A 25,594-nucleotide genomic window follows, 5' to 3' on the forward strand; every position below is an offset into this window, starting at 1 on the left:
ATGATAGATAAGTCATTCATTGGCGATGCACTTTATAGTGACATGGTCAGTAAAGATAAACAGCTCACAGTTAATTCTAACAATACTGTTCAGCCAGTTGCACTGATGCGCCTTGGTGTTTTTGTTCCTAAACCCACGAAATCACAGGGTGAAAACAATATTGTTGATGCTTCGGAATTGTTTTCACAGTTAGAGATTGCTCGGGCTGAAGGTTACGATCATATCAATATTTCAGGTCCGCGACTCGATATGGATAGTGACTTTAAAGTGTGGATAGGAGTTATCTATGCTTTCAGCCGATACGGACTGACATCGAATAAAATTGAACTGAAATTCACCGAGTTTGCTAAAGGGTGTGGCTTTTCTGCTAAACGTATAGACGGCAGGCTGCGCCTTTCAATCCATGAGTCTTTGGGAAAATTACGTAATAAATCAATCTCTTTCAAACGTGGACGTGATGCTAAGGGAAGTTATCAGACAGGGCTTTTGAAAACCGGCTACTTTGATGCTGAAAAAGATATCGTCCAGCTTGAAGCTGATGAGAAACTCTGGGAACTGTTTCAGTTGGACTACAGAGTTCTTCTTCAGCAACATGCAATCAAAGCACTACCCAAGAAGGAAGCGGCTCAGGCTATTTACACTTTCATTGAAAGCCTTCCAGCTAATCCTATTCCGGTAAGCTTTTCACGTTTACGTGAACGTCTCTCTCTCAGCAGTTCTGTAAGCGAACAAAACCGCACAATCAAAAAAGCGCTTGAGCAGTTACAAAAGATAGGTTACCTGGAATTCTCCCTGGTCCGTAAAGCGCGGGAAAATTTCGTTATTATTCATAAGCGTAATCCAAAACTTAAACCGTCTGACATCTGAATGTGTGCTATCGGGAACCCTAGACAGCCTCCACTTCAGAATAGCAATTATGCTAGTCCGCCAGCGCACATGTTCAGGCAATGCATTGTTCCGGAAACCTTCCTGGGCATATATAAAGTGCTCTGACTCTGAACAGCAGCCCGTCAGCACACACTATCGGGTATTTTAAGCACAGCTGATTCCCTCCAGCACACATGAATCTCCAGCTAACGCACATAAGTATGAGTCATTCTGGAAAGCCCATCCTGCCAGCACACATTTTTTGGAGTCCTTAAGGCTCAGTTTTCCGCCAGCATACATGATCGTGACTTTCGGACGGGCTTGACCGGCCATAGAACATTTTTAGTTTTACCTGAACTCGTATCCCTCCAGCACACATTTCTGTATCCAAAAAGAAGAAAATAGCCTGCCAGCCTGCATCTTTTTGCTTCGGCAAAGTAAATGTGCATCCAGCTTATAAGTCAGTGGCCGCATATAGCCCGTTATAGATGGCTTTTATAGGGCTGCCTATAAACAGAACCGCCAGCACACATGTTTAAGTCCTGTTCTTTTTAATACCCGCCAGCACACATTTTCCTTTGGGATAATGACATCCCGCCAGCACACATTCTCTTTCAGGATAACCATTTCCCACCAGCACACACGATTTATTGTTTAATCGTTGATGCTATGAGTCGTAAGTCTTCTATGGCAGAGATTGGGGTGTCTATAAGGTCGAGTAGATGAGTCTTTTAACCCTCTAAGGAGAAATGACCTAACTCAGTTTTAATCAAAATGGTGCATCCGCTAAATTTATTGAAGCAAGCATGAATGTCCTAAAAAAACTTACAAAAACTGTACAAAGATCATCTGCAAATTATCTGAAAGACATTGCTGATCCTCGCTGAGTTAAAGGGAATTTCAGTTTGAAATAAACAAATAAATTATAATAAAAACAGTATGTTGTATGTTTTAAAGTATGGGCTAAATTTGTCTTAATCTAAGTGCATCACTTATCCTGTGACTGTAATTACTTCATTACCAGGACTTCACTTTTGACAGAAAAAGCGCGGTACAGTGAGCAATATATTATTTGAATGTACAATTAATCCATGTCTTTTCGAAAATTGTTGCTCTGACTTTTTTAACATGTACAATCAACATAAAAATTGACAACGGAACGGTTAAATGAAAAGTCATTATGGTGGCGTGGATGAGACCGCGCGCAGGGCAAGCGCAATGTTGCGCAGTATGAGTGACGATATATCCTTAAGACGAAATGAGTTTGGCCTAGATCAGTACTACCAGACATTCACACGTAACTCTGTGGCTAACCTTCCTAAACTCAGCCGGCGTGCAGTTGAGCAGGCGATCGATGAAATGGAAGCGCAGGGGCATGTATTCGGCAGAAAAGATGCCGGTAATACCCGACACTATGCTCTGACCATTAAAGACGTTGTTGATATTTACGCTCACCGCAAAGTGCCTAAATACCGTGATTTGCACACCGGGGAAGGTCCCTTTGTCATCTTTGTTGTGAATCTTAAGGGCGGTGTTTCGAAAACCGTGAGCACGGTGACGCTTGCACATGGTTTACGTGTTCATCAGGACCTTCTACAGCATGATCTTCGTGTGCTTGTGGTTGATCTTGATCCCCAGGCCTCCAGCACCATGTTTCTCAGCCAGCAAAACAGCATTGGCTCCATAATGGAGACGGCTGCACAGGCAATGCTTAACGATCTTGACGCTGAGCAGCTCCGTGAAGACATTATCAAACCCACAATCATTCCTGGTGTGGATGTGATCCCTGCTTCCATAGACGATGGTTTCATTGCCAGTCAGTGGAATGATCTCGTCAGAGAACACCTGCCGGACAAGTTACCCTCAGAGGTTCTGCGCCGCACTATCATTGACCGTGTTGGCGGGGATTATGATTTTATCTTTATTGATACCGGTCCTCACCTTGATGCCTTTATGCTGAATGCTCTCGCGGCAAGCGATTTACTGCTCACACCCACGCCGCCGGCACAGGTGGATTTTCACTCCACTCTGAAATATCTCACCCGACTGCCTGAAATGATTGAGCAGCTTGAAGAAGAGGGAATCACACCACGTATAAAAGGGAATATCGGCTTTATGTCGAAAATGACCTCAAAACGTGATCATGAGATGACGCATGGTCTGGCTCGCGACGTCTTTACGTCTTACATTCTTGATGCGGCACTGCCACGGCTTGATGGCTTTGAACGTTGTGGTGAGAGCTTTGATACTATCATCAGCGCCGATCCCGGTTCTTATCCGGGCAGTGCTGAAGCGCTCAAAAAGGCAAAACGGGAAGCAGAACGCTTTACTCAGGCTGTATTTAAAAGGATCGAGTTCATCAGGGGTGTGAAATGAAGAAAGAAATGGTGAAGCTGGGCCGGCAGCTGGGTAACTCAAGTTTTTCGAAAATGATGAGTGAGTCAGACAGCGAGCGGGTGTTCACCCTGAAGTCTGGCGCTCAGGCCCGTTTTGTTCTGACAAAGTTTCTGCATGATCACATTGAAGCACAGACTTTTGTAGACGCAACCGTTAATGGTCGTGACCAGGCCTTTCTGACGCGCGAATCGGTCAGTGATATTTCCCGTACCATCAGACTGCAGCAGTTCTTTCCCGCTATTGGCCGGGAGGTAGACGGACGTACAGAGATTCTCGATGGTTCACGCCGTCGGGCCGCCTGCCTTTACAACGGGACCGCCTTTGAAGTGCTGGTGACGCGTGATGCGTTGTCTCTTTCTGATGCCAGACAGCTGGCCGCTGACATTCAGACTGCCAGAGAACATACGCTTCGTGAACTCGGTAAACGATTAAAGCTGATGTATCCTGCAGATATGAATCAGTCTGATATTGCCGCCGCAGAAGGACTTTCTGCGGCTAAGGTCACCCGGGCGTTTCAGGCGGCTGCAGTTCCAGACGAGATCATTGCAGTTTTTCCTTCGGTCAGTGAACTCTCAATCAGTGACTACCAGATTCTGCTTGAGGTGACTGAGAGAGCCCGTGCGAGAGGCATCAGCACGGAGGAGTTTGCTGGCCATGTCCGTGCACGTATCGAAAGTGACGCGCATTACGACAGGGGGGATCCCACCTATAAGGCAAAGATAATCAGTTATTTTCGCGCTGAAAGCGCAGAGCCCAAAAAAGGATCGGCCAGCAAGAAAGTCGTGACTGAAAAACTGGCTGAATTTGCTGATAAAAAGCAGTTTGCCAGAAAGAAAACGGATTCAGATAAACGGGTGGTTACCTATGAATTCTCGCGCCTTTCTGCAGCCTGTCAGGCTGAACTTGATGCCGCGGTCAGAAGCGTCATCGAGCGTATGGTTGTGAAGGCAAAAGGCGCATAACTTAGTGCCAGTTGCGGGAAATTCAGAAGGGATTCCCCGCAAAAAAAACTTTAAACCGCTGTTTTTAAAATAAAAACCATAAAAATTTCAGTCTGAAATTCCCGGAAGCAAACGTTCTTTAATTACCTGCATATTACAGAGCCAGGTCTGGCTAAAGCAACACAGACCTTAAACTGATCAATGTTAAGCATGAAGAAAGAACGAGTGATTATCGGATTAAAATTCAATTTAGTTTAAAAATGCAATTCTCAGTGAGGCTGAACAGGAGAGAGGCTTTATCTGACTCACGTTTCTCCCTTCATATAATCTTCAATCAGTACACCCCTTATTCTGAGCCGGACTCTGCTGTTCATCTCAAAATTTTAATCCCTGTATTGCGACGTTACATCAGATTTTGAACCCTTAACAGACAGCGGGCATATCGGTTATTCATAATAATAGAAGCAGTAGATACAGCCGGGGCACGGGAAGTCAATATGAGAGAAAACTCGCTGGCTGATCGTATCATTGCATTATGATTAACCGGCCAGAAATGCTGGGCCTGACGGGGACGCCAAGGCATTATTATGCTATCTGAACACGCAACAGCTGCGAATACTACAGTACTACCGGGTGTGATCAGCGAAGCCGTTATACAGTCTGCAATCGAGCGCGTCAGCAGAAAATGGCGCAGCAGGAGCTACATATAGTATGTATATCAGCTGGTAGAACCACTACATGCAACCTTATCCACAGAAACGGTGGGTAAGTTAGGGATAATTGTCGGAAATAGACAGAATTTACTTAATATGCTTTTCAGGGGCTTGTATAAAAAGGCCACCAGGGATAAGGGCTTCAACGATAGGTAAATGGCCCTGCCGGCCTTGACCGGCAGGGGAGCTGTTAACGCATAAATTCAAACAAAAAGATAATCACGCTGAGGGCAACACGAATTGCCTTGAGTGTAGTGATCAACACTTCCATAACGTCCTCCATTCATTCAGGGACATCAAGGACATTGCATGGTTCAGCCAGCCTAGAATTTTCCGCTGCGCTTTTTTCCGTGCTGTTCGTTTTACAGTGTACAGACAAAACATTCGGTGAAGTCTGTGGAATGATGAAAGCGATGCCACGCTTATCAATGAGCACTGGGCGGTTACGGTTTTCTGGTGTCATGCCGTGCAAGAAAATCGGGCTGCAGCAGAGGCGCCGCGTGGTCATCAGCAATCAGCTGCGGGCGCGTATTCCAGCGTTCCTCGATATAATTGCAAAAATCAGTGAAAATCCTGGTGTGTCGGGGGCGCTGACGCCAGATAAGCCAGACCGGGAGGTCAGGTATATTCCATTCCGGCAGAATGATTTCAATTTGTCCACGCCTCATATAACCGGAAGCCAGCCAGCCGGGCGTGGCGACGCTGATCCCGCACCCCTGAATCGCCAGGTTCAACATAGCGAACAGGTTGTTTGATGAGATGCCTGTTTCAGCATCCCGCTCCAGCGCATAGGACTCTTCTCCCCTGAAAAACAGGATCGGACCTGCAAGGCCGTGATGGTGCATCCCCAGAAGCTGATGATTTTCCAGGTCGCGCGGATGAGAAATGACCGGATGCTGCTGAAGATAACGGGGACTGGCACACAGCACAAGCTTCAGGGGAGACAGCTTTCTGTGCACCAGGTCTTCACTTTCAATCCTACCACTGCGCAATACCAGGTCATCCAGTTCGGGGGATTCCCGGCTAAGATCGCTGCGTTCACGCGCGTCGAGGAACACCTTCACTTTCGGATGCATCTGCGCATAATCGAAGACCCATTCATTGGCCAGAAACTCACACACGATGGCGGGTGCCGTCAGACGGATATGTCCCTTTATTTCATTGTCCGGATTACGGATGTCCTCAAGCAGCGAATAAAAGGACTCAGTGATCTCCCTTGCACGGTTTAGCGTTGTCAGGCCCGTTTCGGTCAGGTTCATTCCCTGCGACGTCCGGCTAAACAGTATCGCACCCAGATAATTCTCCAAGCGACCGACGGCCTTGCTGACGGCTGCGGTACTTATATTCAACTGCCGGGCAGCCTCTGAAATGCTCCCGGATTCTGCTGTGCGGATGAAGATAAGCCAGTCCCGCATACCACGGTTATTATCCTTATCCATCATGGTTCCTTAGTCAGTGTGTGCAAAAAGCAGAGCTGATGTGTTTTTCAACACCTCTGTCAGGGGGGGGATTATGGGAATACAGGATAGTTTAAATGAGAACACTTTGTTATCAAGCCCTGACGCCGGCGGTGAGCCGCCTTGTGAAAACACTGAGCAAAGGAGTTGTCCGTTAATAATGATTACCTGGGGTATAGCCAACGGGTATTCATACCGTGGACACGAAGTATAGCCCCCCTTCCTGCTCTGTACGCTTGAACCTTTCCTGAAAGTTAACGACGGGTTAACCCCTGATGGGTTTTCTCAGCCCCTTCCCGTCACTATGATTCGCGTCCTGAATTAAGACCTCAGTTGACAGGCCGCCGCGTTTATCCCTTTCAGGCAGACGGCACCTGTATTTTGTCTGACGGCGTAAATATAACGGGACCATCGCATGAACCATTCAATAATCACTAAAACCCTGCTGGCCGGAGTTTTGCTTACCCAGTGCCTCTCTGCAACAGCGGGGGTACTCCAGCCAGCAACGAGCTCTAACGCTTTCCGCGTAACACTCGGATCCACACGGGTTATCTACCCGGAAGGGGCGCCTGGGGCGCAGCTGTCGGTGTCAAACCCGCAGGACCGCCCCATGCTGGTCCAGTCCACGGTGACCGGCGAGGACAAGAAAACGCCGGCTCCCTTCCTGGTCACGCCGCCGCTGTTCCGCCTTGAAGCAAACCAGCAGAGCCGGCTGCGTATTATCCGCACCGGAGGCAGCCTTTCGCCGACGCGGGAGAGCCTGTACTGGTTGTGCGTGAAAGCGCTGCCGCCGTCGGGCGACGCGTCTGGTCACGCAGCCGGGGTGTCGATGACCGTGAACATGGCCATCAGCATGTGTGACAAGCTGATTTTCAGGCCGTCCGGCCTGAAGGGCAGTCCGGAAGATTCGGCCGGCGCGCTCACCTGGACGCGCGTAGGTAAGGAGTTAAGGGTCAGTAATCCGACGCCATTTTACATGAACCTGAAGGCGGTGAGCGTGGGGGGGAAAGAGGTCGGTAACCTGACCTATGTCCCGCCGCAGGGAAGCGTGACGCTGCCGCTGCCTGCAGGCTCGGCAACGGACGTGAAGTGGAGCGTCATCAACGACCAGGGGGGCGAGAGCCGACAGTTTGAGGCCAGAGCTGACTGATTTATCCGATTTAACGCGAAGAGCCGGAGGGACGCGTGCGTCGTACAGCTTTCATCACGGCCCTGCCGGTAGTGTGCTTTACCTCCGGCGCGCCTGCGCAGCAGTATCATTTTGACGCCTCGCTGCTCGGCGGCACGGCGAAAAACGCGGACCTGTCACTGCTTGAACAGGGGCTGCAGCAGCCGGGCACCTACCGGATGGACGTTCTGCTTAACGGCGAACAGGTTGACAGCCAGGACATCACGCTGCGACTGGTAAAAGCGCCGTCGGGAGAAAGTCTGCAGCCTTGCCTGAGCGTTGCACAGCTGCTGCGCTGGGGAGTCAATACGGCGGCCTGGCCTGCGCTGGCCGAAGGCGAAAAAGCGTGCGCCCGCCTGTCGGCCATACCGCAGTCGCAGTTGACGGCGGACGTGGCGGCATTGCAGCTGAGACTGAACATTCCGCAGGCCGCCCTGCGTCCGCACTACGGCGGTCTTGCGCCGGAGGCGCTCTGGGACAACGGCATCACCGCCTTCAGAATGAACTACAGCGCCGCCACCTCACGCACGGCCGGCCAGCCCGGCGGCCCGGCGGAGACATCGTGGGCACAGTTGCAGCCGGGCATCAATGCCGGCCCGTGGCGCGTGCGCAGCAGCCTGAGCTGGCAGAGTGGCGGACGCTGGCAGCGGGCTTACGCCTGGGCAGAGCGCGGGTTCGTGAAGATAAAGAGCCGCCTGACGCTCGGTGAGCGCACCACCTCCGGCGACGTTTTTGACGGCGTGCCGTTCACCGGCGCCATGCTTGCCACAGACGAAGCCATGATACCGGCGGACGAGCGCGGCTACACGCCTGCGGTGAGGGGCGTGGCGCGCACCCGGGCCAGGATTGAGATACGCCAGCATGGCTATCTGCTCAGGATGCTGCAGGTCGCGCCCGGGCCTTTCAGTATTGAGGATTTGCCTGCGGGGCAGGGCGGAGACGACCTGCAGGTCACGGTGTATGAGGCGGACGGGCATAACCAGTTCTTTACGGTTCCGTGGCAGACGCCGGCCGTGGCGCTGCACGAAGGATACCTCAGGTACAGCATGGTCGCGGGCCGCTACCGCCCGTCTGAGGTGGGGGTTGCCCGGACACCGTTCGCACAGGCCACCCTGATGTACGGGCTGCCCCGCGGACTGACTCTTTATGGCGGACTGCAGGAGGCAGCATACTACAGCGGGGCATCACTGGGGCTCGGAAGCTCGCTGGGCCGCTGGGGTGCCGTCTCGGCTGACGCCACGGCGGCACGTGCCCGCACCCCGTATGACGGGGCACGGGCGGGAGCTGCCTGGCGGGTGCGATACAGCAGCCAGTTGGGTGGCACGGGAACGGGCCTTGCCCTGTCGAGCGTGCAGTATGCCTCACCCGGCTACCTGTCTATGACTGATACCCTGGATCGCTGGCCGCGCACTGACCGCCCGGCGGGATACGCAGGGCGGTCAGTGCGCGGTCGCAGCACGATGCAGGTGAGCCAGTCGCTGGGCGCGGCGGGCGGGCTGGGTCTGAACGTCACCCGTACGGACTGGCGGGGCGGCAGCGGACCGGACTACGGTTACGGCGCCAGCTGGAGCGCGTCGCTGCACGGCGCATCCGTGTCGCTCAGCTGGCAGCAGAGCCGTACCGGGCTCGGCTGCCAGGACGGTCTGCTGAGCCTGTGGCTGAGCGTGCCGCTCGGCCAGAGCACCCGCGCCAGCTGGAGCCTGACGGCCCCGACTCAGGGCGCACAGGCGCAGGAAGTGGCGCTGAGCGGCCGGGCGGTGAACGACCGGCTGGACTGGAGCATGCGGGAAAGCTACCGCCCCGGCAGCGGGTCAGACCCGACGGGTGGCAGTCTGCATGCGGGGTGGGCCGGCACCTACGGGACGGCCAGTGCCGGCTACAGCTACAGCGCGTCGGGCCGACAGGCCGACGTCAGCGTGGCGGGCGGCGTAATTGCTCACCGGCACGGGGTTACGTTCAGCCAGCCGCTGGCCGACACGGTTGCGCTGGTGAGTGCCCCCGGCGCCGCTGGCGTGGGCGTGGGTGGGTGGCCGGGCGTCAGTACGGACTGGCGAGGCTACACCTCCGTGTCCGGGCTGGCCGACTATCAGGACAATTTGGTGAGCCTGGACACCACCACTCTGCAGGATGATGTGGATGTGCCGCAGACCGATGTGAGAGTGGTGCCAGCTGCCGGTGCAGTCGTGATGGCGGCCTTCCGGACGCGATCCGGCGCCCGGGCTCTGGTCACGCTTCGGCACCCGAACGGTACACCCGTGCCGTTCGGGGCGCAGGTGAGCGTGTCGGGAAAAGCCGGAAGCGCGGGTCTCGCGGACGGAAGCGGGCAGGCTTTTCTTACCGGCCTGCCGCCTGCGGGTCATCTGATGGTGCGCGCGGACAACGAGAGCTGTCAGGCGGACTACCGGCTGCCCGGAGAAAAGGGCCCGGCCGGCCTTTACACCTTCAGCGCGGTCTGTCGCCGGGCTGCACAACACGGAGAAAAACATGAATAACGCAACCGCCAGTGCCCGGCGCTGGCATTTTGCCCTGACGGGGCTGCTGCTGACCGTGGCGGGAGCCGCTCAGGCCGGCCCTGTGCTTCAGCTGACCGCCACTCCCGGCCTGCAGGCCGGGCCGGTCAGGGACGGCACGCTGCTGATGCGGGGCCGCGTCAGCAGCGACGCGCCGCATGGCGGCTTCCGGCTATGGTGCGCTGCGGATGCGGCGGGCGGCAGCTCAACCCGCTGCGTACTGACCGGGCAGCGACATGCTGGTAACACCCTGCGGGTGCGCCTGAGCGGAGAGGGATGGCAGCCGGGACCGACGCTGGAAGGCGGAATCATGACGATTAACGCGGAGCGCAGCGTTGCATTCCGCATTGAGGCCGACGGCGACCAGAACGCCGCCGCCGACACGTGGGCCGTGGCGCTGAGCGCGGCCACAACAGACTGAGACCGGCAATCCTGCCGGCTCGGAAATACTAAACCAGAGGAAAAACCATGAAAATTCGTTTACTGACCGCCCTTGTCGTCGCCGTCTGTTTCAACCAGATGGCCATGGCGGATTTGGTGACTACGGGCAGCATCACGCAGAAGACTACCGCCACCGCCACCGTGACGCTCAACCAGCCTATAACGCTGGAAAACACCGTGACACCTGTTGAAGGACTGAAGGCGGGGGCTTCCACACCAACACTGGCCTCTGGCCTGATTGCAACGGGTAACCTGAGAATTAAGGAGGCCGGGGCAAGTGCGCAGCTTGCCTTAAACACCGACGCACCTGGTAGTAAGGCGTTTGTAACGTATGCGACAGGCCATAACCTCAAGGATGACTACAAACTGGAATATCGGGTATATCCCACATCACAAGACACTGATTATATCGAAACGTCAGAAGGGATTTACATTTTCAGTAATCAAAATGTCAATAATTTTGGTTATAACGTTAACGCTGTATCATCGAAACTGCCCAAAGCGGGCAACTACGTCATCAGCGTTACGGGCGCCGTATACAATCCGTAACGAATCCACCTGATATTTTTAATGGCCGGCAGGACGGCGCAACCGCACGGACCCTGCCGGCATCACGGGAAAAAACAGTGAGACTGATGAGAGAAAACACAGATACCAGACGGGCCATGCACCCGTTCAGCGCCACGGACCTGGCCGCCAAGCTGGGGCGGTACGGCTTCACCGAATGCAGCATGCTGCGGGCTTTTATACTCTGCATCTGCGCCCCCCGGCACCGTAGCGAAATGCAATCGTGCCATCCGGATAATCGAAAGCGATGATTTTTTCGCCAGCAATGCGCGCGTTTTCTTCCGTAGGCTCAACCAGATAAAGCATTTTATCGTACTGAACCTCAGGGATGTTGAGAGAGTGCGTAACGTCTGCCAGGCGAAAATATTATCCAGCTCTGCGCGCGTTTCTGACACAGGCCGATGCAGATTTTTCGGGTATGTTGCCGGCCTGCCGAAGCGGCGGTTGAAGTCACTGATAAATGTCTCAAGCCAGGCATTCGCGTTATCAATGCCGGAAATGTTCTCCAGCCGCATCTCCTTTACAAGCCGATCCTGAAGCGTAAGATTCGCACGTTCGACGCGACCTTTGGCCTGCGAGCTGTTGGCACAGATAAGCTCGATGTTCAGGTCGTGCAAAGCGCGTCCAAACTGTGTCACGCCGGTACGGCGTGTTTCGGCCTGGCTGACGCGGAATACTGTGTGCTTATCGCTGTAAAACGCCACCGGCTTGCCGTGTTTGTCGATGTAATCGCGCGTCGCCACCATGTAATCAAATGCCGATTCACTCTGGCAGAAGCGCAGGTGCATCAGACGGCTTGTCGCATCATCAATGTAAACCAGAAGGCAGCATTTTGGTGCACGGCCTTCGAACCAGTCATGGTGAGAGCCGTCGATCTGGATAAGTTTGCCAGGACAATCCCGCCGCTGGCGTGGCTGATATACCCGGGGCTGACGGCGAGCCTGCGGGATCCAGAGTCCGTCAGCAGTCATCCAGCATCGCAGCGTCTCAACGGAGACAGCGTCCCGTGACCCTCCCGGAGCTTTTCTGCGGCAAGTGTGAGTCCGAAACCCACGTAATTTTCATGTAGCAGCGTCAGTATCCGGCATCGCAGCGCATCATCAATCCGATGAGTACCGGGTTTACCACGGCGCGCGTTTGTCAGCCCGGCAGCACCGGACTCGCGATAGCGGTTAATCAACCGCTGAACCTGACGTTCAGTGAGCTGTAACTGTGAAGCAGCATCACGGCGGCGCAGACGTTTTTCGATAACAGCCTGAATGACGGGAAGACGGTGAAGCTCTTTGTTGGACATGGTCACCAGCATCAGCAGAGATCTCCCAGAAAGGTGGCAAAAGAACCATATCTGGGTGACATTATGAACTAGCTAAAAAGTGACATTATCAAATTGGATTCGCACAATACTAATTATGTTAAATTTAATACCAGAATGAAGATTAATTAACCCCCTTGGGTATCGCTGAGTATATTATATTCCCTTTTATATACAGTATTTTTAGAAAAAGATATAGATTAAGGTGGTTTCATTAGGAAACCACCTTGATTTTATTCTAGGGTTATTTCATCAGCTAATGAGTTGGCTGTTTTACTTCTGAGGGCAGCGATCTGAATTACTGCAGGAATTGTTACTCTGTATGCTGTCCCTCCTGTAAGTATCCCAGCTTTAGTTCCACACACTTTTTGAGAGTTCCGGTTTTTCAGCCATCAGCCGGTATTCTTCCGGCGTCAGGTTGTTCAGGGATTCATGAGGCCGCTCGCTGTTATATTCCGTCAGCCAGCGCTCTGTAATTTCCCGTCCTTCATTCAGTGTTCTGAACAGGTAAAAATCCAAGATTTCTGTCCGGTATGTCCGGTTAAAACGTTCGATAAACGCGTTCTGTGTTGGCTTACCCGGCTTGATAAATTCAAGCTGCACGCCATGTTCTTCGGCCCATTGTGCCAGCGCCAGTGAGACCCGTTCCGGCCCATTGTCCATCCGCATCTTCAGCGGGTAGCCGCGGTTTACCACGATCCTGTCCAGCACCCGGACGACTCGCTAAGCCGGGATATTAAGGTCGATTTCTATCGCCAGCGCTTCACGGTTAAAATCATCCACCACATTGAAGGTCCGGAAGCGTCTGCCGCAGACCAGCGCATCGTGCATAAAATCGATGGACCAGCTCTGGTTTAACGCTTGCGGTGTCGCCAGTGGTGCTGGATTACGCACGGGCAGCCGCTGTTTTCCCTTACGACGGAAATTCAGTTTCAGCAGGCAGTAAATCCGGTGAACGCGTTTATGGTTCCAGATATTGCCCTGCCTGCGAAGCAGCTGGAACAGCTTCTTAAAGCCGTAGCGCGGATAGCGTTCTGCCAGCTCAGTCAGTGCATGGATCACCGGTTCATCACGCCGGGTATCGGGCTGATAAAAATACACCGTCCTGCTCAGCGGTAATGTCCTGCACGCCTGGCGGATGCTCATGGCAAATTGTGCCGCCAGATAGCTGACGAGCTCCCGCTTTATCGCTGTCTTTAAAGCTTTTTTTCGATGACGTCTTTCAGTGCCCGGCATTCAAGGCTGAGATCAGCAAACATCTGTTTGAGGTGTCGGTTTTCATCCTCCAGGCCTTTCATCTTTTTAATATCAGAGGCTTCCATACCTCCATACTTTGCTTTCCAGTTGTAGTACGAAGCCTCTGATATTCCCGCTTCGCGGCAGACATCTCTGACGGTGCGTCCGGCTTCGACGGATTTCAGAACGGCAATGATCTGGTGTTCGGTGAATCGGGCTTTACGCATGGCGATCTCCTCAGAGGACATAATCAGTATGTCGGAAGATCTCTAAAAGTGAATGGTTCGGTTAAGCGGGGTACTTACACTCCAACATCTATCAATGTCCAGGCTGCAGTGATTGCCCATCCAATAGGCCCAGTTAGAACTGCCATAGTACGCGTCAAGAGGATATTACCACCGAAACTGAGCCCCCTTCCAATTAGTGCTTTTAGAATTGAATTAGCAATAATTAAAGTAAGCTTATAGGATTTGAAACCGCCAGCTTTAAATATAACCTGAAAGGCTGTTACTAAAGTTTCTGGAGTCAACCCGCTTGTGTTTTTAACACCTATTTCACCTGCAAATTCTTTTAATTCTTCTGAAGTCATCTTATCTAGTGCATCCTGCAAAACTTTGAGAAGAAGACATTGTTCTATTATCTCAACTGAACTATTTTTATTATAATTAACTTTCATTTTATCAAATGCGCCTATTAAAACTTCTTTCTACTTTACCCCTCTACCTCCTCTTATGAGGGTGGCAAATGTATTGCTTCCGAAACATTGTACTTCTGCCGCAATTTCTCTCCAATATTTACTATGTTGTGGCTTGTAAGCTTTATAAGCATCGGTAGTAGTAAGTTCTTCAGTCCAGCGTGTTTCTCCATCCTTATCAAAAATTAAGCATTCGACTAATCCGTTTAGATCCGAATCTGTGCACTTTGATAAAAATGAAAGATCTTCATCTTCACGATATGCCATAACTACCCCTTTAAATTATCATAATGAAATTTTGGTCCTTCATACAATGAGTATGGTTTATTTTTCGGAAGCTTCACAATTAACATTGACTGAGGGGATGTAAGTCGTTTCCTTGTCAGCACTGATAAATCCGCGCATGAAACTTAAAATCGTTCTGCCATCATCGGTCCGTCCGATATAAATATTTCTTGCTACCTGATAATCTGATGTACCGCCTCGTTCATATATACCCCAAATTGTTTTTTCACCCTCCGTGCAGATGATTTTGAAATCCACGCTGTCTGATTTTGGAACAAGAAACCATTCTTTATCTTTAGCTTTTGCTAAAGATGAAAACAATAGAAGAAAAGTAAAGTAAGTCGTTAATTTATTTGAGATCTTCATATTCCCACCTCTTTTAAGTTTAAAGTAAGATATCGGCACTAAGTGAAATTGTTCATAGGCAAAAAATGCTTTTTTTATTTTTTAAGTGCTCTGCATTTCAGGAATAAATAATTAATAAATTTCCCGAAAATATTCATATCGTTAACCGTTCATGACAGCCTCAAGACTCTAAGCGAACCACATAATAGAAGCTATTTATCAGTCGATAGATTCGGAAATGAATCTACCCACGTTAGTGCCCTTCAACTGATTACCAGACGCTAAATTAATATTAACCTTTTATAATAAGTGGTTTATCAGCCTACCCCGTCGTAAGCATACTGCCGTTACTGGATCATTTTATAAAATGCTAGCTTCATATATTTAGTTTATGGACTTTGAGGATCTCGTCCTCACCTACTGACCAGACGATAACTTCGAATTCTAACATTATATAATTATCATTATATAAGGCCAGACAGGGCCGCAGAAACCCTGTATCATGCGGATCCGGGCCGGATCATGACCTTTGTGGCAGTTTATACAGGTGGTAGCCGGGCATAAAAGTGACTGAAAAACAGGCAGCGCTACGTGAAATCTGGCGGGTAACCACCCTGCTGTTTCCTCAGAATTCACGTAGCGTCGCCAGGGCGTACATGGGAGAAAACTGAACAGGATGAACGATCTTTCCGTTTTTACCGGTCTCATCCCCGGAGCGGCGCCGGATGATGACCTGACCGAAAGGCTGGCCGCGTTCGTCCGCCATCGAGAGGCCTTTTCGGCCAACACGTGGCGTCAGCTGCTGAGCGTCATGCGAATCTGCTGGCGCTGGTCGCAGGCAAACCGGCGCTCGTTCCTTCCCATGTCGCCAGAGGATCTGCAGGACTATCTCTTTCATCTACAGGCAATCGGCCGATCGACGTCAACTGTTTCGGTGCACGCTGCGCTTATTTCAATGTTACACCGTAACGCGGGGCTGGTCCCTCCGACGGTATCACCTGACGTGGTGCGCGCCAGAAAGAAAATTAACCGCACCGCCATCATGTCCGGCGAACGTACGGGACAGGCCGTGCCCTTCTGCCGTCCGGATCTCGACCGTCTGGATGAGCTATGGCAGCATTCGCCCCGTCTGCAGCACTTGCGTGATCTGGCTTTCGTCCACGTGGCATACGGCACCCTGCTGCGGATGAGCGAGCTGTCACGCCTGCGGGTGCGCGACCTCACGCGCGCGGCTGACGGCCGCGTTATTCTCGACGTGGGGTGGACCAAAACCATTCTGCATTCCGGCGGCATCGTCAAAGCGCTGAGCGCGCGTTCTTCAGAACGGCTGATGAAATGGATTCGCGCGGCGGGTCTGGCGGACGAGTCTGAGGCAGTGCTGTTCTGCCCCGTTCACCGGTCAAATAAGGTGACCGTCGTTCCGACCACGCCCATGAGTGCGCCCAGCCTGGAAGACATCTGGCACCGGGCAAGGCGGGAGGCTGGCCAGACGACCCGCGCGGAAACCAATAAAGGGCGTTACGCCAGCTGGAGCGGCCACAGCGCGCGCGTCGGCGCCGCGCAGGATATGGCCAGAAAAGGCGTATCCATTGCGCAGATCATGCAGGAAGGCACGTGGACACAGACTCAGACGGTAATGCGGTATATCCGCATGGTCGAGGCGCATAAAGGGGCCATGGTCACGCTGATGGAAGATGAGGATTAGTCTGGCCTGCTGTGCCCCTGCTAAAAAAACCTGGTATGGCCGCCTCCCGTTGAAAGGAAACATTCCTTATTAAAATATTTTTGCCTGAGGCCGTAGACCCGCTCCTCCCGGCCCTTTCAGGCTCAATCACACCGGCGACTACTGGCCATGGGCAGACAGGAAATCAAGTTATAAATAGCCATGTGTTGTAAGTAATCAACGGGGAGCAGGTCACATTCACAGCATGCATTCCGTTAATAGGTTAATAAGTTAATAAATTAGTAAGCTGCGGAAGGCAGTCCGGATGGAGGGTGCCAGGCTTATGAGTCAGAAAATAACACCGGCACCGCACGATGGAACGTTCTCGGCGTTTCTGACGCGCCCGCAAACCACGCGTCACGTTAGCCGATTGCTCATATCGTCAGGGTTTCGCGCCAGTTGCGATCCCGGTACATTCCGGCCATAGGCTGGCCGTTTTGCTGTTGAGGATTTGCGCGGCTGTTACGGTGTCAGACTACCGGGTGTGAAGGTCATCTTCCCGTGATCACTGAGCATTCTTCCACACCCGCCCGGCATGTGTCGCTACGACGGATGCGTTACCCGCCAGAGATACCTCATACTTCCCGGCTGAACGTTCATCATATCTTATCCCTCCTTATCCGCCGGGCATGAAAAAGCCCGCAAACGCGGGCTGACTGATTATCAAGATTTATCGCCGTAGTGATAACGTGCTGCATAGATAATAATCTCTCCGTTCTGGATTGAGTAGACCAGCCGGTGGCTCTGATCGATGCGTCGCGAATAGAGCGCTGGATCTTTGTGATGCCGTAACCGTTCAGGTTTGCCAATGCCAGTCAGCGGATCGGCCTCAATGCTGTGAAGCAATTGCCGCACGCGTTCAAACTTCTTTTTGTCTGTATCGCGCCAGTAATTGAGATCGTCAGCTCCATTTTTCGTGAACTTAATATTCCACTTCGACAAACTCGCCCCGCTCCGCCTGTTTCATTGACTCATTAATATGCGCAGCGTTTGCCGGGTTGCTGAACAGGTACACCGTTTCTATCAGTGCCTCATACTCTTCTGCATCGATTATCACAACATCAGGTGCGTCTCGGCGCATAACGCGCACAGGCTCGGCGTCGTCAGTGACCCGCTTCATCGTATCTGCGAAATGTTTGCGGGCATCGGTAAAATTGATTGAATGCATGTTATTAACTCCCATCAGTTGACGGCTATTATGGAACATGTACTCAAATAAGTACAATTTAAATTTTTCGCCATTTCTTATCAGGACGACGCCCTTGCGATGGAAAGATTAAGAAGGGAAGCCAGAAATTCTGATCACCAAAATCCTTCTGACGTCAGTATACCCCGCTACCCTTAAAGAATGGGGGCTAAGTGCGGGCAATTTGCGCAGTACATCAGCTGACCTGCCCCCTGTTGATTAACACACCCCGATGTTAGTAATGTCTTCATAAGCCACATGAGGGCATCCCCATGAAGAAGCGTTTTTCCGACGAACAGATCATCAGTATTCTCCGCGAGGCCGAAGCCGGAGTTTCTGCCCGCGAGCTCTGCCGCAAGCATGCTATTTCCGATGCCACGTTTTACACCTGGCGTAAAAAGTATGGCGGCATGGAGGTGCCCGAGGTTAAGCGGCTCAGGTCGCCTGAGGCAGAGAACGCACGACTCAGGAAGCTGCTGGCCGAAGCCATGCTGGATAAGGAGGCGCTTCAGGTGGCACTGGGCCGAAAGTACTGACGACAGACCAGAAGCGGGAAGCCGTGATGTTGATGTGTGATGCGACCGGTCTGTCGCAACGTCGTGCATGCAGGCTTACAGGTTTGTCCCTGTCGACCTGCCGTTACGAAGCGCAACGTCCGGCATCGGATGCGCATTTATACGGGCGCATCACCGAACTGGCACTGGAGCGCAGGCGTTTTGGTTACCGCCGTATCTGGCACCTGCTGCGCCGCGAAGGACTTCATGTTAATCACAAGCGAGTATACCGGCTCTACCATCTGAGTGGACTCGGCGTAAAACGCAGACGTCGTCGTAAAAGGCTGGCAACAGAACGTCTGCCGCTGCTCCGCCCGGCGGCGCCCAATCTGACCTGGTCGATGGATTTTGTCATGGATGTGCTGGCCACCGGTCGCAGGATCAAGTGCCTGACCTGCGTTGATGACTTCACAAAGGAGTGCCTGACGGTCACCGTTGCATTCGGGATTTCAGGCGTTCAGGTCACGCGTATTCTGGACAGCATTGCGCTGTTTCGCGGCTATCCGGCTACGATAAGAACCGATCAGGGCCCGGAGTTTACCTGCCGCGCGCTCGATCAATGGGCCTTTGAGCATGGCGTGAAGCTGCGACTTATCCAGCCCGGCAAGCCGACACAGAACGGATTTATTGAGAGTTTTAACGAACGGGCGCTTTCGCGATGAATGCCTGAATGAACACTGGTTCAGTGACGTCAGTCATGCCAGGAAAACCATCAGTGAATGGCGTCAGGATTATAACGAATGTCGCCCGCACTCCGCGCTGAATTATCAGCGCCGTCTGAATTTGCAGCGGGCTGGAGAAAGGGTAATTCTGAGAGTGAAGGATCCGACATTACTAACTGAGCCTTGTATCTAATCCTGGGGGCAGGTCACAATAGCTATGTGCCGCTAGACAAGACAACTTCAGGCTGAACGTGATGCCAGACTGGCATTCTCTGCCGACCAGCCCATTCCGCTTTCCGCAAACCCGATTACGAATGAACAGCAGTATATTCATGAGCTTGAGGAGCGTATTAAGGGGCTTGAGCGGAATAGAGAAATACGAAAAAAGCCCCGGCCTCGCTGATGTCGGACTTCGTAAAACCCTGATGCCCGCAGCGACCGGGCTAAAGTAAAGTCACGGCACTGATCGTCATGCGCACGGAACCTTAACTTCCGCACGCCGTCGGCATGCATAAGCGGTGGAGCGCGGTGACATCATTATTCATTGGGCGGATAAATTCCGGGCCGATCCCAGCCCGGATGAAACGTTTTATGCTATGCGGGCAGTACGCATTGCGTTTGGTCTGCGTAACCATAGCGCGTGGTACGCGTCGAGCAGCTCAGTGTCTATCCAGCGACGGCCTGTTACTTCTGCTGCGAGGCAGTCTGGGCCCTCTGCCTGCAGAGGGATCGAGCACGATAGTCCTGTGCACAGTAAACGATTCTGTAAGCGCATCAATAAACTTTATTCCATCAAGGCGAAGTACGCCTGAACAGCATGGATCCGGAGGCATGTCTGCGTTTCGTGCTCAGCCATATTTAGGACTGGCCAGCGAAACAGGTGCGCGAACTACGACCGTGTAACACCGGCCAGACGTCTGTCTGACAGGCAGTGTTTCAGACCCGGAAAGTTTCCACCATTCCGCGCAACGCGTGCGCCTGCTCAGACAGCGACTGTGAGGCAGAAGAAGATTCCTCAACCAGCGCGGCATTGTTCTGAGTCACCCCGTCCATCTGGCTGACGGCAATGCTGACCTGAGAAATACCCTGCATCTGCTCGGATGAGGCCAGCGAAATATTATCCATGGCCTCGGCAAGTTCACCCACCATGCCGACGATTTTCAGGATACTGTGACCCGTTCCCGCAGCAACTTCCACGCCGCTTTCCACCTGTTCCACGGCCTGCTCAATCAGCTGCTTGATATCACGCGCGGCGGTGGCGCTGCGTTGGGCAAGCGTTCTCACCTCCCCGGCCACCACGGCAAAGCCCCGCCCCTCTTCGCCGGCACGCGCAGCTTCCACAGCGGCGTTAAGTGCAAGAATATTGGTCTGAAAGGCGATGCTTTCAATTACGGCGGTGATGTCCCGCACCTTTGTCGCGCTCAGCGAGATGGCATTCATGGTTTCCGACATGCGCTGCACGTCCGCTTCGCCCGAGCGTGCAAGCGACGCGGTTTCGCGGGCCGAATCAGCGGTCTGCTGTGCACCGGCCGTATTACTTTTCACCGTCGTGGTGAGCTGCTCCATACTGGCAGCCGTTTCCTGCAGAGCAGCAGCCTGCTGTTCCGTACGTGACGACAGCTCGGTGTTGCCCTGAGAAATCTCATCCGCGGCCAGTGCCACTGAGGCGGATGAGTCTTTAATCTGGGATACCAGGCCCCGGAGATTGGTTTGCATGGTGTCAAGCGATGCCAGCAGGCTGCTCGTGTCGTTACGACGCAGTATAACCGGAGTCGTAAGGTCTCCCGACGCGATAATAGCCGCAAGCGCCTGAGCCTGTGCCGGTTCACCTCCCAGCTGACGCATCAGTATCCTGACGGTAAACGCGCAGGTTCCGGTCGCAACGAGCACAGATGCGGCTGCAAGTAATACCAGTATCTGTGATGCGCGGTCGGTTGACTTGCTGTTCTGTTCAACGGCGGACTGCGTATTTTTCATCTGTAACTGCGTCATGTCGTTCAGTAATTTCAGCAGGATGCTCTGCGCCGGGCGAGTGACTTTCATGAGGTAATCGGTGGCTTCCTGAGGACGACTAGCCAGCCCGAGTCGGCCAGCCTGCTCCAGCGCAGCCAGCACCGGGCCTTCAGCTTCAGATATCTGGCTGAATAGCTCGCTGCCACTAAGTGTGGAGCCCGTTTTTATCATCTCACCCAGAGCATGCCGGTTTTCGACATAGAGAAGTTTCTGCTTCTGCAGGCGATCCCACTCGGGTTTCATGGCCTGAGGATCTGTAAGCAGGGCTATGTTACGTACTGCAATGCCCATATCTCTCAGGGCGCCGCGCATATCCAGCACCAGCTGATACTTTTTCATTTTGTCGTTGACGGCGTCGTCCATGCCGTCGCTGGCCTTACTAAGTGCGTTAAGCGCAATGCCGGTACAGATTATAAAAAGCAGGATAAGCAGACCGAAACCGGATGTAAGACGGGTAGATATTTTCATATATGTTCTCATTTTCAGGGAGGATAATTGCCTGGTGTCAACTGTGTTATCGGCATTAACAGAAAAAGATACAGCCACCAGAATATCCTTACAGCAGCAGGAGGCCCCAGGTGTAAGATTTGCGCAGTACAGAAGTCGCGACGACTTTTTTTATTCACTCGGCGTGGAACCGGACGAAATTACTTTCGATCAGGAACCTGTAGGGAGGTTTAACGTAGCACCAGGCAATAAGTTACTATTGCTGAACGAACAGGAAGATTCGCTGCGCCTCGATCCGTTTACTGGGGCTATGGCCCGTAAAAGTGGTGGAATAAGCAGCCGCTCATCAACGCGAGCGGCGAAACGGCGGCGAGCGGCCGCATGTTTAAACTTATCTGAAGCCACGGCACACTGTCGTGTCTGCCGACGGCTGGTTCGACTGGCATAAAGAAGGCACAGGTAAGCAGCCACTCTTTATCTTTTACAAAAAGAGAGCCGCTTTTCTTTGCCGCCATTGGCGTGCAGCCGTATGAGCAGGACCACGGCAAAGAGGGGTTCGTAATTGTGACGTCATCAATCAGGGCAGCGAGCTGATCGAGGTCATATCGGCTGGTAAAGATTAAGTGTCTCTAAGGTCACATAACTACACATGGGGGGATCTGTCAGCAGCGTGTCACACAACATGTTGTTGCCGGAGTGGGCAAACAGTAATAAGGATGCATTTCTTTTTCCTTAAACGTGCAATTCTGACGCTCGCCGCAGGCGAGGCTGAGGCGTACCGCAGCGTGGCGAGGAAGCTTCATTTCACCAGTGCCGGTGTGGACTGCTTACACACCAGACATATATACCGCATTACCATTAAAGCAGCGGGGCCACAGAGAGTCAGGCCTCGGGAAAAGCTTTTCAAATGTATCTGCCGCTGCTCTGAGCATAATAGTACCCCCCCAGCATCTGCCGGACTGATTTTCATATAATTTACCGCCCAGTCAGACAGATGGCCTCGCTTACGTAAATGGCTGCTTCGCTCCCTTTTACCAGATTAATTCGCCTCAATAAGACTGTTCTTGTAAACAGTTTAATGAGAGGGGATTTATGTAAAATTTTATCAATGTTTCCACCGTTATGCTGCTGTACGACCGGGGCATCAGGTCATGAATCCGGGCAATATCACAGTCTGGCTGGCATTGCTCTGTCTACCAATTCTTACGCCCGCGTCCGGTTACCGCTTTATGCCGCTCCGTGCGCCGTCGGCTTCCCCTCCCCCGCTTAGGATTACATTTAAAAAAGAACTCGATCTTAATGAGCTCTGCATCCGTCGGCGCGTCTAAACTTTCTTCGTGCGCACTAGCGGAAACAGTATGCAGGATCTCGGTCTCTCCGATAGAGACGTCATGGAGGGTGTCCGGGCAGCAGATGCGGCTCGCGGTGACATCGTAATTGCTGAAGTCAATGGTGAGTTTACAGTCTAGGGTCTGCAGCCCGGGCTCGCCCTGCTTTGCTGCCGATGAACCCTGCCGACGCCAGGCTGGCGCGTAACGTCCAGCGCCAGAAACACCTGCATCATCGTGTCTCAGTTCGCCTGCACAAAATCCCCTTTATAATGCGTCCGGAAATCCAGCTATGTGTCGTTGCACCCGTCCAGAAACAGCCCAATGTCAGCCAGCAGGGCGTAAAAAGCGGCTCCCGGGCAGACATGCCATCGATGTAAAGCGGACGATGCAATGGATTACGATCAAAGAGCTGGATGTCTTCTTTGATCAGCCTGGCTGGGTCACGTGCCATGCTTCACTACGATGATTTATGTCAGGAACGATATTCAGATAAAAGCACTGACACTGATGTTATGTGAGCCGATAACGAAAAGACGTTACCGAAAGCCATGGTCGCAACAGGCGGACGGGATGCCTTTTTTAAATTCGCTATAACTTATTACACTGAATTCCGAAGTAGAGGAGTCTGAGAATATTCAGTAAAAACATGTAAAATAAGAATCGAGATGGAGCTAAAAAGGAATTACAGACGAATATCCACCAGGCTTCCTGTCCTGGTGGCGTATTGCTAAAAATACTGGTATATCAAAGCAAGCTACCATTTTCTCTGTAGATTAATGGGAAGCCTGTTCTTCGTTCACCCAGATCCTCATCTCACCTTCTCCTCTGTTAGCCCAGCAAAACCAGGGAATAAAGGTTAATGTCTGTGAATGCTGTATTGACGGTGAACGGTCATAATTCCAGAGCAACTGTTTTTCAGGATTACTGGAAGTGCGCTTATTTCCCTCAGCCTGAATGAGAATTTTTCGCGAGAACAGACCTTTGCCTTCCGTCGTTCTGAAGGTTGCATTTTGAGGCAGCCACAGGTTGTGCAGTTCCTCACCGTTATCTGCCTGTTCAAGGCAGTAGACCAGCGGCCCACGCTGAATTGCCACTTTTCCAGCAACATGCCGCACCAGTGAGTTTCCATAAATACGACGCACTGGCATGGGCAAAGTCAGGGTCAACGTATCCCCTTCCTGCCAGAGTCGGTTAATATGTAGGTAGCCTTTTTTCATGCTTTTTTCTACATCAGTTCCGTTAAGCGTAACCTGTGGCATATCGCACCAATCAGGCATGCGTAAGGCCAGCGTATGCTGTATCCGAATCGCCGAATCAATAGTAATAGTGACTTTCTCCTGCCATGGAAAATTACCACTTATACGCAGCCGCAACATCTGCTCGCCGACCTCAACCTCAAGACTATTGCCGATGTAAAGGTTTATATATAACTCATCTTCACGAGGCGTGTAGATGTAATGACCTAGCGATGTCAGCAAGCGTGCAATGTTAGGCGGGCAGCATGCACAGCCAAACCAGCGCTGGCGAACTGGTTTTATATGATCATAGATATGATTGAAACTGAGCGTTTTCGGATGGACTTCCAGCGGATTAACGTAGAAGAAATGTTTGCCATCCAGCGCCATACCACCCAGTACGGTGTTATACAACGCCCGCTCCATCACATCGGCGTACTGGCTGTCGGCCTCCATCTCCAGCATGCGGCGGGCAAACATCATCAGTCCAATCGACGCACAGCTTTCTGCATAGACGCTGTCGTTAGGCAAATCGTAGTCGCTACTGAAGGCTTCTCCGCTACTTTGCGAACCGATACCGCCGGTAATATATAATTGTCGCTGGGCCATGTTATGCCACAGGCGCAAGCAGTCCTGGCGCTTTGCTTCATCCTGACTTAGCCTCGCCAGGTGAGCGACACCGGTCATCAGATAGACAAAACGTACCGCATGACCGATGGCGGTTTGTTGCTCAGATAACGGTTGATGAGCCTGACTGTAGGCTTTGTCTTTGATCATCCATGCCGGCCCATAAGTGTTCCAGTAAGAGGTTTTACCCCGCTTTTCATACTCAGTGTCGTAAAAAAAGGGCTGTGTACCGCGCTGCTCTACGAAGTATGTCACCAGCTTCCGGTAACGTGGCTCCTGTGTGACCTCATGCAGGCGCATCAGCGCCAGCTCAATTTCCGGGTGTCCCGGATACCCGTGCAACTGCGAGTCTGCCGGTCCAAATACACTGTCGATATGGTCAGCGAGTTTACATACCACCTCCAGTAAACGGCGCTTACCGGTAGCCTGAAAGAATGCGACACCGGCCTCGATCATATGTCCGGCACAATACAATTCATGACATTCCGCAAGATTGGTCCAGCGCTCGTCAGGAGCTTTGACGGTGAAATAGGTATTGAGATAGCCATCGTCACACTGGGCGGCCGCCACCAATTCAATCACTTCATCAGCGGTTTTCTCCAGCTCCGTATCCGGCTGCTGACAAAGCGACCAGGACACAGCTTCCAGCCACTTTGCCACGTCACTGTCCTGAAACACCATGCCGTAGAACTCTCCGCTCTGTAACCCTGCGGCAATTCGGAAATTTTCAATGGCATGGCTGGGATCCGCTTCTGCAATGCGATCGTTAAGCGCATCCCACTGATAAGGGATGACCACCTCGCGCACCAGCCGCTGATACTGGCCAAGGAATGGGTCATCAATTTTAAGTTTATGCAGATCGACTTCCATCACAGACATAATG

The 25,594-nt window shown here is 52.3% G+C and carries 17 protein-coding genes and 3 pseudogenes; 10 read left to right on the top strand and 10 right to left on the bottom strand.

The features are described from left to right. From ACXKZD_RS20415 to ACXKZD_RS20425, 3 genes are all read left to right on the top strand, one after another. Entirely contained in the window at positions 1 to 867 is an 867-nt protein-coding gene (locus tag ACXKZD_RS20415; RefSeq protein ID WP_425027990.1) for a RepB family plasmid replication initiator protein, read from the top strand. Positions 868 to 2,034: 1,167 nt separating this feature from the next. Beyond that, complete coding sequence (locus ACXKZD_RS20420) at positions 2,035 to 3,243, top strand: AAA family ATPase (RefSeq protein ID WP_425027991.1); 1,209 nt, start codon at positions 2,035 to 2,037, stop codon at positions 3,241 to 3,243. After that, positions 3,240 to 4,226, top strand: a complete 987-nt coding sequence (locus ACXKZD_RS20425; protein ID WP_488982231.1) for a ParB family protein — start codon at positions 3,240 to 3,242, stop codon at positions 4,224 to 4,226. The genes ACXKZD_RS20420 and ACXKZD_RS20425 overlap by 4 nt, the downstream gene beginning before the upstream one ends. A gap of 1,135 nt (positions 4,227 to 5,361) precedes the next feature. On the opposite strand, the gene ACXKZD_RS20430 is transcribed toward ACXKZD_RS20425, so the two are convergent. Beyond that, positions 5,362 to 6,357 (bottom strand): LysR family transcriptional regulator, encoded by a 996-nt coding sequence (locus ACXKZD_RS20430; protein WP_488982249.1) that lies wholly within the window; start codon positions 6,355 to 6,357, stop codon positions 5,362 to 5,364. Positions 6,358 to 6,790: 433 nt separating this feature from the next. Between ACXKZD_RS20430 and ACXKZD_RS20435 the strand changes: the two genes are divergently transcribed. Genes ACXKZD_RS20435 through ACXKZD_RS20450 form a run of 4 tightly spaced genes read left to right on the top strand, consistent with a single transcriptional unit; the run spans position 6,791 to position 11,043 of the window. Beyond that, positions 6,791 to 7,525: a fimbria/pilus periplasmic chaperone gene (locus ACXKZD_RS20435; RefSeq protein WP_425027994.1), complete on the top strand. Its 735-nt coding sequence runs from the start codon at positions 6,791 to 6,793 to the stop codon at positions 7,523 to 7,525. A gap of 35 nt (positions 7,526 to 7,560) precedes the next feature. After that, the gene (locus ACXKZD_RS20440; RefSeq protein ID WP_488982232.1) at positions 7,561 to 10,035 is read left to right on the top strand and encodes a fimbria/pilus outer membrane usher protein; all 2,475 of its coding nucleotides are present in this window, start codon (positions 7,561 to 7,563) and stop codon (positions 10,033 to 10,035) included. Then, positions 10,028 to 10,474, top strand: coding sequence for an AfaD family invasin (gene afaD / locus ACXKZD_RS20445; RefSeq protein ID WP_250489737.1), 447 nt, complete (start codon positions 10,028 to 10,030; stop codon positions 10,472 to 10,474). Before ACXKZD_RS20440 ends, afaD begins: the two co-directional genes overlap by 8 nt. A 47-nt stretch (positions 10,475 to 10,521) precedes the next feature. After that, on the top strand, positions 10,522 to 11,043 hold the full coding sequence (locus tag ACXKZD_RS20450; protein WP_425027996.1) for a hypothetical protein: 522 nt from the start codon (positions 10,522 to 10,524) through the stop codon (positions 11,041 to 11,043). A gap of 62 nt (positions 11,044 to 11,105) precedes the next feature. Here the strand turns inward: ACXKZD_RS20450 and ACXKZD_RS20455 are convergent, their stop codons facing one another. From ACXKZD_RS20455 to ACXKZD_RS20475, 5 genes and pseudogenes are all read right to left on the bottom strand, one after another. After that, complete coding sequence (locus ACXKZD_RS20455) at positions 11,106 to 12,032, bottom strand: ISNCY family transposase (protein ID WP_488982233.1); 927 nt, start codon at positions 12,030 to 12,032, stop codon at positions 11,106 to 11,108. Continuing rightward, positions 12,029 to 12,367 (bottom strand): helix-turn-helix domain-containing protein, encoded by a 339-nt coding sequence (locus ACXKZD_RS20460; RefSeq protein ID WP_488982234.1) that lies wholly within the window; start codon positions 12,365 to 12,367, stop codon positions 12,029 to 12,031. Before ACXKZD_RS20460 ends, ACXKZD_RS20455 begins: the two co-directional genes overlap by 4 nt. Positions 12,368 to 12,724: 357 nt before the next feature. After that, positions 12,725 to 13,836, bottom strand: a pseudogene (locus tag ACXKZD_RS20465) (IS3 family transposase). An 83-nt stretch (positions 13,837 to 13,919) separates the two neighbouring features. Continuing rightward, positions 13,920 to 14,570 (bottom strand): annotated as a pseudogene (locus tag ACXKZD_RS20470) (YaaW family protein); the annotation flags it as partial. A 57-nt stretch (positions 14,571 to 14,627) separates the two neighbouring features. Further along, positions 14,628 to 14,954, bottom strand: a complete 327-nt coding sequence (locus ACXKZD_RS20475) for a hypothetical protein (protein WP_488982235.1) — start codon at positions 14,952 to 14,954, stop codon at positions 14,628 to 14,630. Positions 14,955 to 15,609: 655 nt separating this feature from the next. On the opposite strand from ACXKZD_RS20475, the gene ACXKZD_RS20480 reads away from it, so the two are divergent. Then, the gene (locus tag ACXKZD_RS20480; protein WP_425028000.1) at positions 15,610 to 16,638 is read left to right on the top strand and encodes a tyrosine-type recombinase/integrase; all 1,029 of its coding nucleotides are present in this window, start codon (positions 15,610 to 15,612) and stop codon (positions 16,636 to 16,638) included. 681 nt (positions 16,639 to 17,319) lie between these two features. Here ACXKZD_RS20480 and ACXKZD_RS20485 read toward each other — a convergent pair. Together ACXKZD_RS20485 and ACXKZD_RS20490 are read right to left on the bottom strand one after the other, a co-directional pair. Then, positions 17,320 to 17,598 carry a Txe/YoeB family addiction module toxin gene (locus ACXKZD_RS20485; RefSeq protein WP_425028001.1) on the bottom strand — a complete coding sequence of 93 codons (279 nt, stop codon included), beginning with the start codon at positions 17,596 to 17,598 and terminating at the stop codon, positions 17,320 to 17,322. Continuing rightward, on the bottom strand, positions 17,579 to 17,824 hold the full coding sequence (locus ACXKZD_RS20490) for a type II toxin-antitoxin system Phd/YefM family antitoxin (protein WP_346530374.1): 246 nt from the start codon (positions 17,822 to 17,824) through the stop codon (positions 17,579 to 17,581). The genes ACXKZD_RS20485 and ACXKZD_RS20490 overlap by 20 nt, the downstream gene beginning before the upstream one ends. Before the next feature lie 290 nt (positions 17,825 to 18,114). On the opposite strand from ACXKZD_RS20490, the pseudogene ACXKZD_RS20495 reads away from it, so the two are divergent. After that, positions 18,115 to 19,238, top strand: a pseudogene (locus ACXKZD_RS20495) (IS3 family transposase). A gap of 756 nt (positions 19,239 to 19,994) precedes the next feature. Here the strand turns inward: ACXKZD_RS20495 and ACXKZD_RS20500 are convergent. Beyond that, the gene (locus tag ACXKZD_RS20500; protein ID WP_425028002.1) at positions 19,995 to 21,539 is read right to left on the bottom strand and encodes a methyl-accepting chemotaxis protein; all 1,545 of its coding nucleotides are present in this window, start codon (positions 21,537 to 21,539) and stop codon (positions 19,995 to 19,997) included. A 1,337-nt stretch (positions 21,540 to 22,876) separates the two neighbouring features. Between ACXKZD_RS20500 and ACXKZD_RS20505 the strand changes: the two genes are divergently transcribed. Beyond that, the gene (locus ACXKZD_RS20505) at positions 22,877 to 22,987 is read left to right on the top strand and encodes a S24/S26 family peptidase (RefSeq protein ID WP_425028003.1); all 111 of its coding nucleotides are present in this window, start codon (positions 22,877 to 22,879) and stop codon (positions 22,985 to 22,987) included. Positions 22,988 to 23,622: 635 nt separating this feature from the next. On the opposite strand, the gene ACXKZD_RS20510 is transcribed toward ACXKZD_RS20505, so the two are convergent. After that, positions 23,623 to 25,590 (bottom strand): glycoside hydrolase family 127 protein, encoded by a 1,968-nt coding sequence (locus ACXKZD_RS20510; RefSeq protein WP_425028004.1) that lies wholly within the window; start codon positions 25,588 to 25,590, stop codon positions 23,623 to 23,625. Positions 25,591 to 25,594: the final 4 nt, after the last annotated feature.

Source organism: Pantoea sp. ABR1s (assembly GCF_057812235.1).